The following is a 13,962-nucleotide window of genomic DNA, read 5'->3' on the forward strand; positions in this document are numbered from 1 at the left end:
CCCGTCATGGCGATCTCCCCCGCCTCCAACGCTGCCAGGCCCTGGATCGCGCCTGACTCTCAGCCCTCGGGTGAGCTGGAGGGACTGGTGCTGGTGTTGAACGCGGGCAGCTCCAGCCTCAAGGCCTGTCTGATCGACGCCCTCGGGCAGGTGCTGTGGCGCGACCAGACAGCCTGGGCTGCCAGCGGCGCTCTGACGGAGCCTGCCGCGCAGGGGGAGGCTCTGTGGTGCTCCACCCTGGACGGCTGGCTGGCAAAGCGGCTGGAATCCTGGAGCCCGCAGCTGGCGTTTGTCGCCCATCGGGTGGTGCATGGCGGGGATCGTTTCCGGCAGCCCACCCGGATCGGATCACAGCTGATCGCTGCCCTGGAGGAGCTGATCCCCCTAGCGCCCTTGCACAACGGCCCCGCCGTGGCGGTGATCCGCTGGCTGGCGGACCGTTTTGGTGGGCTTGAGCAGTGGGCCTGTTTCGACACGGCGTTTCACAGCACCCTGCCCCCGGTGGCGAGCACCTATGCCCTGCCCCGCGTCTGGCGGGAGCTGGGTCTGCGGCGCTATGGCTTCCATGGCCTCAACCACCAGCATGTGGCCGAGGTCGTGGAGGAACGGATGGGCGGGCAGCGGAGCCTGCCGATCCGCTTGATCAGCTGCCATCTCGGCGCCGGTTGCTCCCTCTGCGCCATCCGTGGCGGCCGCAGCATTGACACCACCATGGGCTTCACGCCCCTGGAGGGCCTGGTGATGGCGACCCGCAGCGGCAGCGTCGATCCCGGCCTGCTGTTGCATCTGCTGCGGCTGGGCGTGGATGGGGACGAGCTCGAGCGGCAGCTACAGGGGGCCAGTGGGCTGCAGGGCCTGTCGGAACTGAGCGGCAGCATGGAAGAGCTGCGCCAGGCTGCGGCTCGCGGCCATCAGGGGGCCGAACTGGCGATCGGCGTGTTTCGTCACCGCCTGCTGCAGGGCATCGGCTCGATGGCGGCCAGCCTGGCAGGGGTGGATGTGGTGGTGCTCACCGGTGGCATCGGCGAGCACGACCTCCGCCTCAGGCAGGAGCTGGAGGAATCCCTGGATTGGCTGCGCCCCCTGGAGATCCTCGTGGTGCCTGCCGATGAGGAAGGCCTGATGGCACGCAGCTGCCGCCAGGCCGCCACCGGCAACCCTCCGCTGTAGCCAGGGCTGGACAGGTTCAGCGGGGGCGGCAGGGGCCGTCCCGATCGGAGCGGAACACCACCTTCAGGCCTGGGGACAGTGTTTCGACCTCGCTCAGCAGACCTTCGAGGGCCAGTCGGGTGTTGCGGGACCCTCCTGCCATGGGCTCGCCGCTCATCAACACAAGTTCGAGTTCGTAGCCATCGGAGCGGGGTTGCACGTCGCCGAAGAGCTGAACCTTCAAGCCCACGGGAGCCTGCACGAAGCTTCCGCCCAGGTGCGTGGCACTGCGCTCGTCCACGGCGGCCTCCAAGGCCTGCAGCACCGGCTCAAGCTGGGGGATCAACTCCCCGGCCGCACAGGCGACGACGGGCTTCAGCACCACCATCAAGCGGGCCATGGTTCGGGGCGAGGGCCTCCCAATCTTGCCGGAGCGCCTTGCCCGGGGCAGGCCCAGCGAAGCGGGACAGGCTGAGGCATCAATACCTATGGACGGAGCTGGGGGGCGGAGCAATACTGAAACCATCAAGATTCGGAGGCCCAGAGATGGATGAAACTCCACCGCGTCATCAGTCCTGAGCCAGCTGACATCCTGCGTCCTGCTCCAACAGTCTCACCAAGATCACCCTCTGCACGATGGTTTGAATCTCTGGTCTTCTGACCGATTCTTCTCTGGCTGAGCCAGGGAACATCGCCAGGATCCAGGATCCGTCATCGCCCTTCGCATCGTTACAGGTGCCCCTGGGCTCCAGCAGATGTTCGCCTGGACACACCGGCCCCAGGTTCGCAAGTCAGTTGCTCTGTTTCGTCTGCTCTCGTTGTTTCATTTGACCGTTCAACACCGTCGTTTGCTTTCTGCCTTCTTGTCAACGTTTCAGTTTTGACAGCACAGCCCCGGAGGTTTGCAAGCTCAGAATCAGGATTCAGACAATTCATTGTGAAGCACCTGAGCTGTTGGTCTTCTCGCGCCATTCTGGCCTGGGTTGAATCAGCAAAGGCTGTCGGCGCTTCGATTGGGTCACACCTTGACCCTCTGATAACACAGACAGGCAGTGATAACTGGCCCGAACCTCGGTGCCGATTTTGTCCTGCTGATCGTTGAGGTCCGGTGCTGCCTGCATCGGGCCTTCTGCGTTTGTGGGGACTGCTGGGATGGCCCTCAGCCACTGAGGCCCGATGACGCCTGCCTTGGGAGGAATCCATTCTCTCGAAGCACTGCTAAGGATGGGTGGACAGCACAGGATTGGTGGATCGGGGCGTTTGGAGCATGGGCAGCGATCGTCTACGGCTGGATCGAGGCGACTATCCCCTGCTCAGCCGCCAGCCGATGGAGATGCCGCCGCAGCTGGATCGTTCGGCCCTGATCAGCACGTTCCTGATGCAGCACGACATCCATGTGGTGGAGCCCGAGCGCGACATCACTGGCGCAGAGGACAAACGCGTGGGCGATGGTTCTGGTCGCGGTACCGTCAGGCGCCGGCTGCGTCGGGTCCTGAATACCAGAAGCGGTACACTGCGTCGCCGTGGCGGCGCTGGCCCATCAGCAACGGAACGGATGGATGCCTTGCACAGTGAGGCGGCAGAGCGTGCCCGCGCTCGGGTGAGCGGCAGCAGCACCCACTGGCACCAGTGGGCTCTGGACCATCCCGACTGGCCAGGATTTGTGGAGGCGTATGAACGCTCTTACGCCGCCAAGGTGGAGGAGGTTGGGCGGCACAACACTGCGTTCCGGGAGTGGCTGCAGTCGCCGGCCGGTCGCCGGGAGGTGCGTGCGATCCAACAGCACCGGCAGGCGTATCAACGCCTCCATCAACCTCTGGGGGGGCAGATCCAGCCCCGATTGGTCGCCTCGATCGGCCAGGGACGCCTGCTGGGGCTCATCCTGTTGGCGGGGCTTGGAGTCCTGCTGGCAGCTGGCCGACTGTGGTGGGTCGCCATCCTGGTACTTCTGGTTGTCGGCCTCGGCTGGTGGGGGATCGCCATTCGCCAGAGGATCGACGGGCGCCGAGGGTTCAGATCAGCCGTCCCCCCGGCGGACGGACCGACTCATGGGGAGCCATGAGCACGTTGAGAAAGGTCTGGTTGAAATCAACCTTCTTGGTGAAGCGGCAGCCGGCGTAGGTGCCACCGGCTTCCCTGTCCACCCACATCACCAGGCCTGCGGTCAGGATCACGCTGCTGGTGGTGGGATGGGAGATCAACAGGGAGCCCCTCTGGCCGGCATGCACCCCTTCACCAGGAGGAAACAACATGCAGCATCCCGACCAGCTGATATCCCAGAGTCGACCGTGGAGATGGACGTTGTTGACAGTGAAGATCCCCCCGATCCAGATCGTGATGGCCGGCAGAAGAAATCTCTCTTCTCGCCGGGGCTGCTCGACCATGGAATCGGTTGGGATCTGACGGTATCGGGCAGCCGACCCTACGGTTCTGTAGGCGGCGCCCCCCTTATACTGTCTGAAAGGCAGTGATGCCTGCTTCTGAGCACAGTGACAACCCACCTTCTGGACAGGTGCGCGTTGGAGAGTGCACGATCAACACGCTTACGATCGCAGGCCAGGGAGCTGCCTGCATGGACGATTGGTTGCCCGCAGGGGCCATCTTCAGCCTGCAGGCCGAATCCGTTGCTGAAGCTGAGCGGTACTCCTCCTACGGTTCGCTCCATCCAGGCTTCCACCATGCAGACGATCGACTGGTTGTGGCTGCTGCATCCCGTGCTGGCCGTGGTGGTGGTCTATCCACTGCTGGGCATGGTGCTGCGTCTGGCTCAGCAGACCCGCCAGCGGCGCCTTAACCAGGCCAAGACGCCCCCCACCAGTGGGCGGGATCATGCCGATCTGGGCCGTTGGCTGGCCGCCAGCGTCGTGGCCATCGAACTGGTGGCGCTCAGTGTGGTCATCAGCACGAAGCATCCCCTCTCCGCCTTCGAGGGCGGCCCGGTTCGCCTGTTCCTGCTGGTGCTGGTGCTGCTCGGCACAGCCGCCTCTCTCGTGCTGCTCTGGCGGGCCAAGGCCGCGCCCTACAGGGCCGCGTTCGCCCTGTTGTGCTGGATCGGTGTGATTGGCCTGGGCATGCAGCCGGAGGTCTGGCGCCTCAGCGATAACCCCCTGGAGCCGGCCTTCTGGCAATCGCACTTCTGGGGCGGTGTGAGCCTCACCGGCCTGCTGCTGTTTGGAGTGGCGGCACGCCCTGAGATTCTTCGCAGCCTCCGCTGGCGTCGGCTTCACCTCAGTGCCAGCGCTTTGGCGGGCCTGCTGCTGCTGGCCCAGGGCATCAGTGGGCCCCGTGATCTGCTCGAGATCCCCCTGAACTGGCAGAAACCCGCGATCGCGTCCTGCGACTTTGCCCGTCAGGTCTGCTCGCCGCCCCAGCCGCCGGCCGGTTGATGCGCCTTCCCTGGGCTGTGGTGCTGCTCACCGTTCTGGCAGCGCGCTATCTGATCTGGCGCTGCGGCAGCACACTCAATCTCAGTTCACCGCTGGCCACTGGCCTGAGCCTGCTGCTGCTGGCGGCGGAGTTGCTGCTGCTGGCCACCACCTTCCTGCAGCTCTGGTTCACCCTGGTGCCGCCACCGCCGGTGGCGGCCAGCGTGGATGCTGCAGCCGACCGGCTGTGGAGCCGGCTGCAGCGCCGGCTGGCCGAGCAGGCACAGGTTTCAGCGGCTGGCCGGCTGGAGTCGCCTGTAGCTGTCCCATCCAGGCAGGCCTCTGGGCAGGCTGGGAGTGGCCAACCGTCGGTTCTGGCACTCCGCGGCGAGGCGCCGATGGTCGCGGACCTCTCGTCAGCCCCCCTTCTGTGGGTGGACGTGTTCGTCCCCAGCTATGGCGAGCCCCTTGGGTTGGTGGAGCGCTGTCTGCGCGGTTGCCTGGCGATGGACTATCCCCTCAAGACCGTCTGGTTGCTGGATGACGCTGCCCGCCCTGAGCTGGAGCTGCTCTGCCACCGGCTGGGTTGCCGCTATCTGAGCCGCGAGGAACGCCTCCATGCCAAGGCCGGCAACCTCAACCACGCCCTGCAGCACAGCCGCGCCGAGCTGGTGGCGGTCTTCGATGCCGATGTGGTGCCACTGCACGGATTCCTGCGGCGCACCCTCGGCCTGTTCGACGACCCCGGCGTGGGGTTTGTGCAGACCCCGCAGAGCTACATGAATGCCGATCCCGTGCTGCGCAATGCGTCGATGGAGCGGTGGCTGCTGCCAGACGAGGAGACGTTTTACCGCTGGATCGAACCCACCCGCCAGGCCCTCGGTGCCGTGGTCTGCGCCGGCACGTCCTTCGTGATGCGACGCAGCGCCCTTGAGCAGGTGGGTGGCTTTGACACCAGCACGTCGTCAGAGGATCTGGCCACGGGGATCCAGCTCACGGCGGCCGGCTACCGCAACATTTTTGTGGCCGAAAAGCTCAGTGCCGGCCTGGCGCCGCTCACGGCTGCCGCCATGACCCGGCAGCGCTGCCGCTGGGCCAGCGGCACCTTGCAGATCCTGCGCACCGGTGCCAGTCCCTTCCGCATCCGTGGCCTGACCCCATTGCAGCGCCTGGCCTACCTCGAGGGGATCCTGCACTGGTTCAACGTGCTGCCCCAGCTGCTGCTGTTGCTGTTCCCGCTGAGCCTGGGTCTGCTGGGCGTGGCACCGATCCGGCTCACCGCTGCCGGCCTGCTCAGTCAAGCGCTGCCGTTCTTTCTGGCGCAGATGCTCCTGAGCCGCTGGTTGAGCGGCCAGGCCCGCACGGCCCTGTTACCGGAGCTGTACCGCTGGCTGTTTGTCGTTCCCCTGGCCGGCGCCGTGCTGGCCACGCTGCTGGGGCGCCCCCTGCAGTTCCATGTGACGCCGAAGCAGCGGCCCCAGGGACGCCGGCTTGGACCGTCGTTGCGGTTGCTGCTGCCCTTGTTGTTTCTGCTCAGCCTGCAGACGATCGCGTTGCTGCATCTGCTGCCGTGGGGCCACCCCAGCCCGGCACTGGTGGCGTTGGCTCCGCTTCCGCCCGCCACCCGGGCCGTGACCACGGTCTGGGCCTGCACCAACCTGCTTCTGCTGCTGCTGGCCGTGCGCTGCTGCTGGGATCGCAGCGCCGACAGCGATCTGCCCTGGTTCCGGCTCGAGCCGCAGCCGCTGATCCAGCTGGTGCCGAACCAGCTGATGCCGATCCAGGAGGGGGCTCCGTTGCCACCGCTGAGCCTGCGGGTGATGGCGATCAGCGAAGAAGGGATCGAGCTGGCGGGGCCTGCTCAGTCATCCCCGGCAGCAGCAGCCTGCATCGTTTCACCAGACGTTCCCTGGACTGTGGAGGGCTTGCCTGGTCTGGACGCAGTGCCCCTGGAGCTTCTGGAGTCGCCGCTGGTCATCTCCTCGCGGGGCGAGCGGCGGCGAGATGGCTGGCGGTTGGCGGGGCGCTGGGGAGCACTCTCGCCGCAGCAGCGGGACCAGCTTCAGACCCTTCTCTACCGCCGTGATCGGCTCTGGCCGCAGCGCAGGGCGCCCTTCGAGCTGCTGGCCCTGCCGGCGGTGCTGCGGTTGCTGCTGCGCCCCTGCGGGCCCGACACCTGGTTTCAGCGCAGCCTGATCCCCCAGCGGAGCTGGGCTGAAGGCTTGCCAGACACGGCAAGGGATCGCAGAGTTCACTGAAGTCCGTATAACCCCCATGCCCGCCGCTCCCCTTGAGGCCAGACCCTCTCCGCTGCTGCTCTGTCGCCGCGCTGGTGAGCGCTTCCACAGCAGCTTCGACTGGCTGGAGAGCTGGCACACCTTTTCCTTCTCGCATCACTTCGATCCCGCCTGGATGGGCTTCGGTCCGCTGAAGGTGATCAACGACGACACCATCGCCGCCGGCCGGGGCTTCGGCATGCACCCCCACCGCGACATGGAGATCATCACCGTGATGGTGCAGGGGGAGCTGCACCACCGCGACTCGATGGGCCACACCGAGATCCTGCGGGCTGGCGAAGTCCAGCGGATGAGTGCCGGCACCGGCGTGGTCCACAGCGAGATCAATGACGGTTCCACGCCCTGCCGGCTGTTGCAGATCTGGATCGAGCCCAGCCGCCTCGGCATTCCCCCCGCTTATGAGCAGAAGCCCTTCGCCATCGGTTCAGACTGGACCCCTCTGCTCGATCCGGAAGGGTCTGGTGGTGCCATGGCGATCGAGCGCCCGGTGCGGCTCTGGCGGGCCCGGCCCCAGCCGGGCGATCGACTGGCCAACCCGCTCGCGCCCGGCAGCCAGGGATGGGTCCAGATGATCGAGGGGAGCCTGGAGATTGCCGAGGCTGGCGCTTCTCTGCTGGCGGGTGACGGCCTCGGCTTTGACGCCGCCTCGATCGAGGCCTTCCGTGCGGGCCGTGAGCCTGCCGACGTGCTGCTCTTCGAGCTGCGTTGATCGCCCAGCCCAGGCCCATGGCAGGGTGAGGACCCCCGCCGGCAGCGCTGTCGGTTGCCAGGTCGTCTCCGGTGTCTGTTCCTTCTCCCGCGATCCATCCGGTGCAGGCCACGCGTCTGCGGGGGGCTGCCGTGCTCGCCGATCCGCTGCTCAACAAGGACACGGCCTTCACCAGGCAGGAGCGGCGGGAGCTCGGCCTCGAGGCGCTGCTCCCCTGGCAGGAGGAATCGCTGGAGCTGCAGGCCGAGCGTGCCTGGCAGGTCTTTGACGCTCTCGACGACAACCTAGAGAAATTCGCCTTTGCGGCTCAGCTGCGCCAGAGCAATCTGGTGCTGTTTTACCGCTTCCTCAGCGATCACATCGAGGCGGCGCTGCCGGTGGTCTACACCCCCACCGTGGGGCGCGCCATCCAGCGTTTCGGCCACCGCTATCGCAGTCCCAGTCAGGGGGTCTATCTGGTGCCGTCCCAGCAGGACCGGCTGGAGACCTTGCTGCAACAGGCTGCGGCGGGCCGCTCGGTGAACCTGGTGCTGGTGACCGATTCGGAGGGCATCCTCGGCATCGGGGATCAGGGGGTGGGGGGCATCGAGATCTGCCTGGGCAAGCTGGCCGTCTACACCCTCTGCGCCGGCCTGCATCCGGCCCAGATGCTGCCGGTGGTGCTGGATGTGGGGACTGACCGCCAGGAGCTGCTGGATGACCCCCTCTATCCCGGGCTGCGGCAGCAGCGGCTGCGGGGAGAGGCCTACGACCGGTTCATCGAGCGCTTCGTCTGCGCGGTGGACAGCACCCTGCCGGGTTGCCTGCTGCACTGGGAAGACTTCGGCACCCACCAGGCGCGCCACAACCTGGCGCTCTACCGGCAGCGGATTGCCAGCTTCAACGACGACATCCAGGGCACCAGTGGGGTGGCCGCAGCGGCAATCCTGGCGGCCTGCCGCGGTCAGGGGCGGCAGCTGAGCGGGCAGCGGATTGTGGTGTTCGGCGCTGGCACCGCCGGCTGCGGGATCGCCGATCGGCTGGTGCGGTTGCTGCGGGGCGAGGGGATGGGGGAGGCGGAGGCCAGGGCCCACATCTGGGCGATCGATCGCGACGGCCTGCTACTGGATGGTGACGAGGGTGAGGCCGCTGCGGCCTTCGGCCGTCCCCGCCAGGAGGACGGCAGCTTCCGCCGGGATGCTTCGGGCCGGATTGGCCTGCTGGCGGTGGTGGAAGCGGTGCGGCCCAGCGTGCTGATCGGAACTTCCACCGTTGCGGGGGCCTTCACTCAGGAGGTGGTGGAGGCGATGCTGCGTGGCCTCGACGGCGACGGGTCAGGCCGTGGGTCCACCCTGCCGGGTTCCGTGGTGCCCCGTCCGGTGATCCTTCCCCTCTCCAACCCCACCAGCCTGGCTGAGGCCACCCCTGCCGACCTGCTGGCCTGGAGCCATGGGCGGGCCCTGGTGGCCACGGGTAGCCCCTTTGATCCCGTGGTTGTCGAGGGTCAGAGTCGACGGATCGGGCAATGCAACAACTGTTTCCTCTATCCGGGTCTGGGTTTCGCTGCGGTGGCGGTGGGCGCGCGCCAGGTGAGTGAGGCGATGATTGAATCCGCCACCCTGGCCCTGGCGGAGAGGATCCCGGCGGCCAGGGATCCGGACGCGCCTCTGATGCCGGCGCTTTGTGAGGTGCAGTCGATCTCCGCCTCGGTGGCCGAAGCCGTGGCCCTCATCGCCGTGGCCGAGGGCCTGGCCTGCCATGCCACCACGGAAGCGGAGGCCCGGGCCTGTCTGGAGGCGGCGCGCTGGAGCGCAGACTATGGCCCGGTGCAAGCCATCTGATCGTTCCCCCTCCGCACTGAACGCGCCCCCCCATGCAGGATCCCCCAAGCGGCTATCAGAGCCTGGCCTGGGCCGGACTGATCGCCAACATCCTGGCGATCCCGCTCGGCCTGGCGGTGATTCTGTTGGATCCTGACCTGAAGGTCGCCAATCTGGTGGTGATCAGCAGCGCTGTCCTGCCCACGATCGCCGTGGGTCTTGTGGCCTGTATCGCCCTGCTGCGCTGGCGACGCTGGGGTCAGATTCTGGCGATCGTGGCCCTGTCCATGAGTCTGGCGACCAGCCTCTCCTATGGGATCGTGCGGCTTGCCCTGGTGGCCTCCGGTCGACCGCTGCTGGCCCTGCTGCTCCCCCTGGTGTGGATCGCCAACGTGGCGGTGCTGGTGTACTGGTGCCGGCCGGTGCATCGCCACTACCTGGGCTGAGTTCTGTAGCAACCGCTGCAAGGAGAGGGAGGGGTTCCGGGATTGGATGTCATCCATCCGCCTCTCGTTCTTCACCATGCCCAGCCCCCAGCGCTTCGCCGTTGCACAGCAGATTCAGCAACGACAGCCGGTGGCCACCGCTCCGGTCCAGAGCCTTGAAGAGCTCTGGTGCAGCGACGTGTTCACGCTTGCCAAAATGAAGGCGGCGATGCCGAAGGAGATTTTCAAGTCGGTGCAGCGCACCATCAAGAACGGCAGCAAGCTCGATGTGTCGGTGGCCAATGTGGTGGCCCAGGCGATGAAGGATTGGGCCACTTCAAGGGGAGCTCTCTATTATTCACACGTTTTTTATCCACTTACCAACTCCACCGCCGAAAAACACGATGGTTTCATCTCCCCCCAGGGAGATGGCAGCGCCATCACCGAATTCACCGGCAAACTTCTGGTGCAGGGCGAGCCGGATGGCTCCTCCTTCCCCAATGGCGGCATCCGCTCCACCTTCGAAGCCCGCGGCTACACCGCCTGGGATATCACCAGTCCGGCCTATCTGATGGAGACGCCCAATGGCGTCACCCTCTGCATCCCCACCGTCTTCGTCTCCTGGACCGGTGAAGCACTCGACAAGAAGACCCCCCTGCTCCGATCCAACGCTGCCGTCAACGCCCAGGCCCAACGCCTGCTGGGCCTGCTGGGTGAGACCGAGATCGCCCCGGTGAATTCCAGCTGTGGTGCCGAGCAGGAGTATTTCCTGATCGATAACGCCTATCTGCCGCTGCGCCCCGACCTGCTGCTGGCCGGTCGCACCCTGTTCGGCAAATCTTCTGCCAAGGGTCAGCAGTTCGATGACCACTACTTCGGCGCCATCCCCGAACGGGTGCAGGTGTTCATGCAGGACGTGGAGCGCCAGCTCTACAAGCTCGGCATTCCTGCCAAGACCCGCCATAATGAGGTGGCTCCCTCCCAGTTCGAGCTGGCTCCCTACTTTGAGGCGGCCAATGTGGCCACCGACCACCAGCAGCTGACCATGACCGTGCTGCGTAACACGGCCAAGAAGCACGGGATGGCCTGCTTGCTGCATGAGAAGCCATTTGCCGGCATCAACGGCTCTGGCAAGCATGTCAACTGGTCGATCGGTAACGCCACCCAGGGCAACCTTCTCGATCCCGGCAACACACCTCACGAGAATCTGCAGTTTCTGCTGTTCTGCGGTGCGGTGATCCGCGGTGTTCATCTGTATGGCCCCCTGCTGCGGGCGGCGATTGCCACAGCCAGCAATGACCATCGCCTCGGGGCCAACGAGGCACCCCCGGCGATCATTTCGGTCTACCTGGGCAGCCAGCTGGAGGATGTGTTCACCCAGATCCGTGAAGGGCGCCTGAGCAGTTCCGCGATCGGCGGCATGATGGATTTCGGCGTGGCGACGCTTCCCGAATTTCCCAAGGATGCCGGCGACCGCAACCGCACCTCCCCCTTTGCCTTCACCGGCAACCGCTTCGAATTCCGTGCCGTGGGCTCGGGTCAGTCCGTGGCCGGACCACTGGTGTCTCTGAACACGATCCTGGCCGATTCACTGACCTGGGTGTCCGATCAGCTGGAAGGCAAGCTATCCGGTGGAACCTCGTTGGTAGAAGCCGGTCTGGCGGTGCTCAAGGAGATCATGGAACAGCACGGCAACGTGGTGTTCGGTGGCGATGGTTATTCCGATGCCTGGCATCGCATGGCTGTTGAGGAGCGAGGGCTGGAAAATCTTCGCACCACAGCGGATGCCCTGCCGGTGCTGCAGCGCGCTTCCACGCGTGAACTGTTTGAGCACACCGGTGTTCTGACACCGGTCGAACTGGAGAGCCGTTTCGAGGTCTACGCAGAGCAATACGTTCTTGCGATTGAAGTGGAAGCCAAGCTGGCCGTCCAGATTGCCCGGTCTCAGATTTACCCTGCCGCCATGCGCTATCTGGGTGAATTGGCCGGTTCGCTGCAGTTGCAGACCGCCATGGGCCTGCAGGTGTCTCCTGAAACCCAGAATGCGGTGGCCTCCCTCAGCCAGACCTTGATGGAAGTCAGCGGCTCCCTCCAGGCGGCGATTGATCAGCCCCCCCACGGCACTGAGGCCCACATGCGTCACTGTGCTGAAACTCTGCTGCCCTTGATGGCAGACCTGCGCGCTGCAGTGGATGGGCTTGAAGCCCTGGTGGACGACGATCTCTGGCCCCTGCCCTCCTACCAGGAGATGCTGTTCGTGCGTTGAGCCTGACCTGAGCCCAGCCTTAGCCGGAGATCCCGTTGATCTCAGCCCCGAAGCCTCCCTTCGGGGCTTTTTAATGGCCGAGCGCTGGCGCCTTGGCGTCGTGAGCTTCTGAAGATGTCGTAAAGGTGACAGTCAGCAGCTGTCACAGGAGCCATGATCGTTGATGGCCTTTCTGTGTGCTTGCCGATGTCTGCTTCGATGTCGCCTGCCAGCGCCTCCCGTTACCCCTCCTCGCGCAGCAGCCTCTCAACCTCCGCCCCACCGCGTCCATTGGAGCGCGGTGGTGGCTTCAAGTCGGTCAGCCCACGCCTGTATCGGTTGGTTGATCTGCAGGGCTTGCCCCACCCGGTCCTGGATGATCTCTACGACTCGCTCGAGGCGGCCTGGAGTGAAGCGATCAGTTGGTGGCAGGAGATGGGTGGTTCCGTCGGCAGCCCCGTTGGTATTGGGGTTGAGGTGAGCACAACCAATGGTGATTGGCGGACGTTGAGATACCCCGGTTGTTGAATCAGTAACGGTCAATTGAGTAGATCCGCAAGGTTCCTGATCCAACAGCTGCAGAAACTGGATTAGGTCCAGCCGGTATAGCCTCCACCTGGAACATATAGGTGTCGGCCTGAGCAGGGTTATGCCAGGGCCTCAGGACCACCGTGATCATGTTCCCCGGCGGGATCGGCTCCGGAAACTGCAGGCTGAAGCGGCGGCGTTCCTGGTCAAAGCTGGCTTGCACGGCAATCGGAGCCCCTTCCTGTCGGGGCTCCCCCAAAAAGGCACGGGTTCTCTCCGGGCTGAAGGGGAATTGCCAGTCGGCACCACGGGTCTGCTGGATGGTGAGACCTGCCAGAGCGGCGCCTGCATCCTCGGCAAGGGTGAGGGTGAAGTAGTACTCAGCCCAGCGTTCGAACACATTGGTGGTGTAACTCCTCAGATCGACTTTCCAGGGAGCTCTGAGGAACACGCTGCTGCCGCGCAGCTCGGCAGCTGCAACCATCGAGGGCTGCAGTCCTGGCCCGCAGGCCAGACAACACAGCAGCACAACTCCAGGGTGGCACCGTTTCCAGAGCCGCCCCAGACCGCTTGCTGCCAGACGGAGCTCGAGAGGCTTTTGACCCTGGGCGTTGCCAAGCTTCTCCATGGTGTGCTGGAGGAACCGAAGCCTTTTGCTGTGGAGGGTCGTGGTCATGGCGCGGCCACGCTGGGCTCCGTGAGCGAAGCCAGCCGTCCCGGTGCTGATTCGGGGAGGGGCGGCAGAACGGGTGGAGGAATCAGCCGAGTCAGATGGGGCGTGGGGTCGATTGCCTCGACCCCAACTCCGCCACGACGGCGCAGTTCAAAATGGAGATGCGGACCGGTCGCCTGCCCGCTCATGCCAACCCGGCCGATCGGCTGGCCAGCCTGCACCGCATCACCAGGTTGGAGAGGCGTGGTGTCAAGGTGGGCGTACAGCGTCTCGAGTCGGTCGGTGTGAGCCAGCACCACGGTGAGGCCATAGCCACCAACCTCTTCAACCAGAACAACCCGTCCTGCAAGGCTTGCCCGAACGGTTGTGCCACGGGGTGCGGCGAGGTCGAGGCCCGTATGCATGCGCCAGGCGCTGCGGGCTTCGGAAAAGCGCCAGCCCCAGGGGTCCGTCTGCTGGGTCGCACCGGCCAGGGGATCCAGCAGAGGGGGGATGGGATCCGTCCCTGGGGCCACAGGGTTGTGGCGCGCAGCCAGGTCGTCGCGTGCAGCCAGCTCGACCGACGGGCCAGCAGTCGGCAGGACGTCGGCCACGGTCAGACGGGTGGGGATGATCTCGGGTCTGGTGGGAATCGCTTGTTGAAGAAGCTCGTCGTCGGCAGCCCAGGCCGGTGTCGCGACCAGGAGGGCAAACAGCAGGGCCAGCGTGCAGGCAGAGGCCATCACAGCACCCGTTCGCGAGGAACTCCAGAACCTCCGCAGGTTGCGCTATC

The 13,962-nt window shown here is 65.5% G+C and carries 13 protein-coding genes; 9 read left to right on the forward strand and 4 right to left on the reverse strand.

All coding sequences use genetic code 11. The features are described from left to right. Nucleotides 1–6: 6 nt before the first annotated feature. Entirely contained in the window at nucleotides 7–1,170 is a 1,164-nt protein-coding gene (locus tag KQ310_RS13935; protein WP_311134746.1) for an acetate kinase, read from the forward strand. 16 nt (nucleotides 1,171–1,186) lie between these two features. Here the strand turns inward: KQ310_RS13935 and KQ310_RS13940 are convergent, their stop codons facing one another. Continuing rightward, the gene (locus tag KQ310_RS13940) at nucleotides 1,187–1,549 is read right to left on the reverse strand and encodes a hypothetical protein (protein ID WP_259722326.1); all 363 of its coding nucleotides are present in this window, start codon (nucleotides 1,547–1,549) and stop codon (nucleotides 1,187–1,189) included. 867 nt (nucleotides 1,550–2,416) lie between these two features. Between KQ310_RS13940 and KQ310_RS13945 the strand changes: the two genes are divergently transcribed. After that, nucleotides 2,417–3,211 (forward strand): hypothetical protein, encoded by a 795-nt coding sequence (locus tag KQ310_RS13945; protein ID WP_259722327.1) that lies wholly within the window; start codon nucleotides 2,417–2,419, stop codon nucleotides 3,209–3,211. On the opposite strand, the gene KQ310_RS13950 is transcribed toward KQ310_RS13945, so the two are convergent. Then, entirely contained in the window at nucleotides 3,162–3,533 is a 372-nt protein-coding gene (locus KQ310_RS13950) for a PilZ domain-containing protein (RefSeq protein WP_259722328.1), read from the reverse strand. The two genes, KQ310_RS13945 and KQ310_RS13950, sit on opposite strands and share 50 nt — an antisense overlap. A gap of 294 nt (nucleotides 3,534–3,827) precedes the next feature. Between KQ310_RS13950 and KQ310_RS13955 the strand changes: the two genes are divergently transcribed. From KQ310_RS13955 to KQ310_RS13985, 7 genes are all read left to right on the forward strand, one after another. Further along, nucleotides 3,828–4,535, forward strand: coding sequence for a DUF4079 domain-containing protein (locus tag KQ310_RS13955; protein WP_259722329.1), 708 nt, complete (start codon nucleotides 3,828–3,830; stop codon nucleotides 4,533–4,535). Beyond that, nucleotides 4,535–6,772 (forward strand): cellulose synthase catalytic subunit, encoded by a 2,238-nt coding sequence (locus KQ310_RS13960; RefSeq protein WP_259722330.1) that lies wholly within the window; start codon nucleotides 4,535–4,537, stop codon nucleotides 6,770–6,772. The genes KQ310_RS13955 and KQ310_RS13960 overlap by 1 nt, the downstream gene beginning before the upstream one ends. Nucleotides 6,773–6,788: 16 nt before the next feature. After that, nucleotides 6,789–7,520 carry a pirin-like bicupin family protein gene (locus KQ310_RS13965; RefSeq protein ID WP_259722331.1) on the forward strand — a complete coding sequence of 244 codons (732 nt, stop codon included), beginning with the start codon at nucleotides 6,789–6,791 and terminating at the stop codon, nucleotides 7,518–7,520. A 101-nt stretch (nucleotides 7,521–7,621) separates the two neighbouring features. Next, complete coding sequence (locus KQ310_RS13970; RefSeq protein ID WP_259722332.1) at nucleotides 7,622–9,340, forward strand: NAD-dependent malic enzyme; 1,719 nt, start codon at nucleotides 7,622–7,624, stop codon at nucleotides 9,338–9,340. A gap of 32 nt (nucleotides 9,341–9,372) precedes the next feature. Next, nucleotides 9,373–9,765 (forward strand): Hepatitis C virus core protein, encoded by a 393-nt coding sequence (locus KQ310_RS13975; protein ID WP_259722333.1) that lies wholly within the window; start codon nucleotides 9,373–9,375, stop codon nucleotides 9,763–9,765. 76 nt (nucleotides 9,766–9,841) lie between these two features. Further along, nucleotides 9,842–12,010: a glutamine synthetase III gene (locus tag KQ310_RS13980; RefSeq protein WP_259722334.1), complete on the forward strand. Its 2,169-nt coding sequence runs from the start codon at nucleotides 9,842–9,844 to the stop codon at nucleotides 12,008–12,010. A 198-nt stretch (nucleotides 12,011–12,208) separates the two neighbouring features. Continuing rightward, nucleotides 12,209–12,517 carry a hypothetical protein gene (locus KQ310_RS13985; protein ID WP_311134747.1) on the forward strand — a complete coding sequence of 103 codons (309 nt, stop codon included), beginning with the start codon at nucleotides 12,209–12,211 and terminating at the stop codon, nucleotides 12,515–12,517. 1 nt (nucleotide 12,518) lies between these two features. Here the strand turns inward: KQ310_RS13985 and KQ310_RS13990 are convergent, their stop codons facing one another. Both KQ310_RS13990 and KQ310_RS13995 read right to left on the reverse strand, forming a co-directional pair. Next, nucleotides 12,519–13,001, reverse strand: a complete 483-nt coding sequence (locus KQ310_RS13990; RefSeq protein WP_259722335.1) for a DUF2808 domain-containing protein — start codon at nucleotides 12,999–13,001, stop codon at nucleotides 12,519–12,521. A 188-nt stretch (nucleotides 13,002–13,189) separates the two neighbouring features. Beyond that, nucleotides 13,190–13,912 carry a M23 family metallopeptidase gene (locus KQ310_RS13995; protein ID WP_259722336.1) on the reverse strand — a complete coding sequence of 241 codons (723 nt, stop codon included), beginning with the start codon at nucleotides 13,910–13,912 and terminating at the stop codon, nucleotides 13,190–13,192. Nucleotides 13,913–13,962 lie beyond the last annotated feature (50 nt).

Source organism: Synechococcus sp. CS-1328 (assembly GCF_025128095.1).
Classification (GTDB): Bacteria; Cyanobacteriota; Cyanobacteriia; order PCC-6307; family Cyanobiaceae; genus CBW1002.

What these genes read in the sequence shown, in the direction of transcription:
- KQ310_RS13935 (WP_311134746.1), top strand. Translation starts at nt 7, where the DNA reads ATGGCGATCTCCCCCGCCTCCAACGCTGCCAGGCCCTGGATCGCGCCT.
- KQ310_RS13940 (WP_259722326.1), bottom strand. Translation starts at nt 1,549, where the DNA reads ATGGCCCGCTTGATGGTGGTGCTGAAGCCCGTCGTCGCCTGTGCGGCC.
- KQ310_RS13945 (WP_259722327.1), top strand. Translation starts at nt 2,417, where the DNA reads ATGGGCAGCGATCGTCTACGGCTGGATCGAGGCGACTATCCCCTGCTC.
- KQ310_RS13950 (WP_259722328.1), bottom strand. Translation starts at nt 3,533, where the DNA reads ATGGTCGAGCAGCCCCGGCGAGAAGAGAGATTTCTTCTGCCGGCCATC.
- KQ310_RS13955 (WP_259722329.1), top strand. Translation starts at nt 3,828, where the DNA reads ATGCAGACGATCGACTGGTTGTGGCTGCTGCATCCCGTGCTGGCCGTG.
- KQ310_RS13960 (WP_259722330.1), top strand. Translation starts at nt 4,535, where the DNA reads ATGCGCCTTCCCTGGGCTGTGGTGCTGCTCACCGTTCTGGCAGCGCGC.
- KQ310_RS13965 (WP_259722331.1), top strand. Translation starts at nt 6,789, where the DNA reads ATGCCCGCCGCTCCCCTTGAGGCCAGACCCTCTCCGCTGCTGCTCTGT.
- KQ310_RS13975 (WP_259722333.1), top strand. Translation starts at nt 9,373, where the DNA reads ATGCAGGATCCCCCAAGCGGCTATCAGAGCCTGGCCTGGGCCGGACTG.
- KQ310_RS13980 (WP_259722334.1), top strand. Translation starts at nt 9,842, where the DNA reads ATGCCCAGCCCCCAGCGCTTCGCCGTTGCACAGCAGATTCAGCAACGA.
- KQ310_RS13985 (WP_311134747.1), top strand. Translation starts at nt 12,209, where the DNA reads ATGTCGCCTGCCAGCGCCTCCCGTTACCCCTCCTCGCGCAGCAGCCTC.
- KQ310_RS13990 (WP_259722335.1), bottom strand. Translation starts at nt 13,001, where the DNA reads ATGGTTGCAGCTGCCGAGCTGCGCGGCAGCAGCGTGTTCCTCAGAGCT.
- KQ310_RS13995 (WP_259722336.1), bottom strand. Translation starts at nt 13,912, where the DNA reads ATGGCCTCTGCCTGCACGCTGGCCCTGCTGTTTGCCCTCCTGGTCGCG.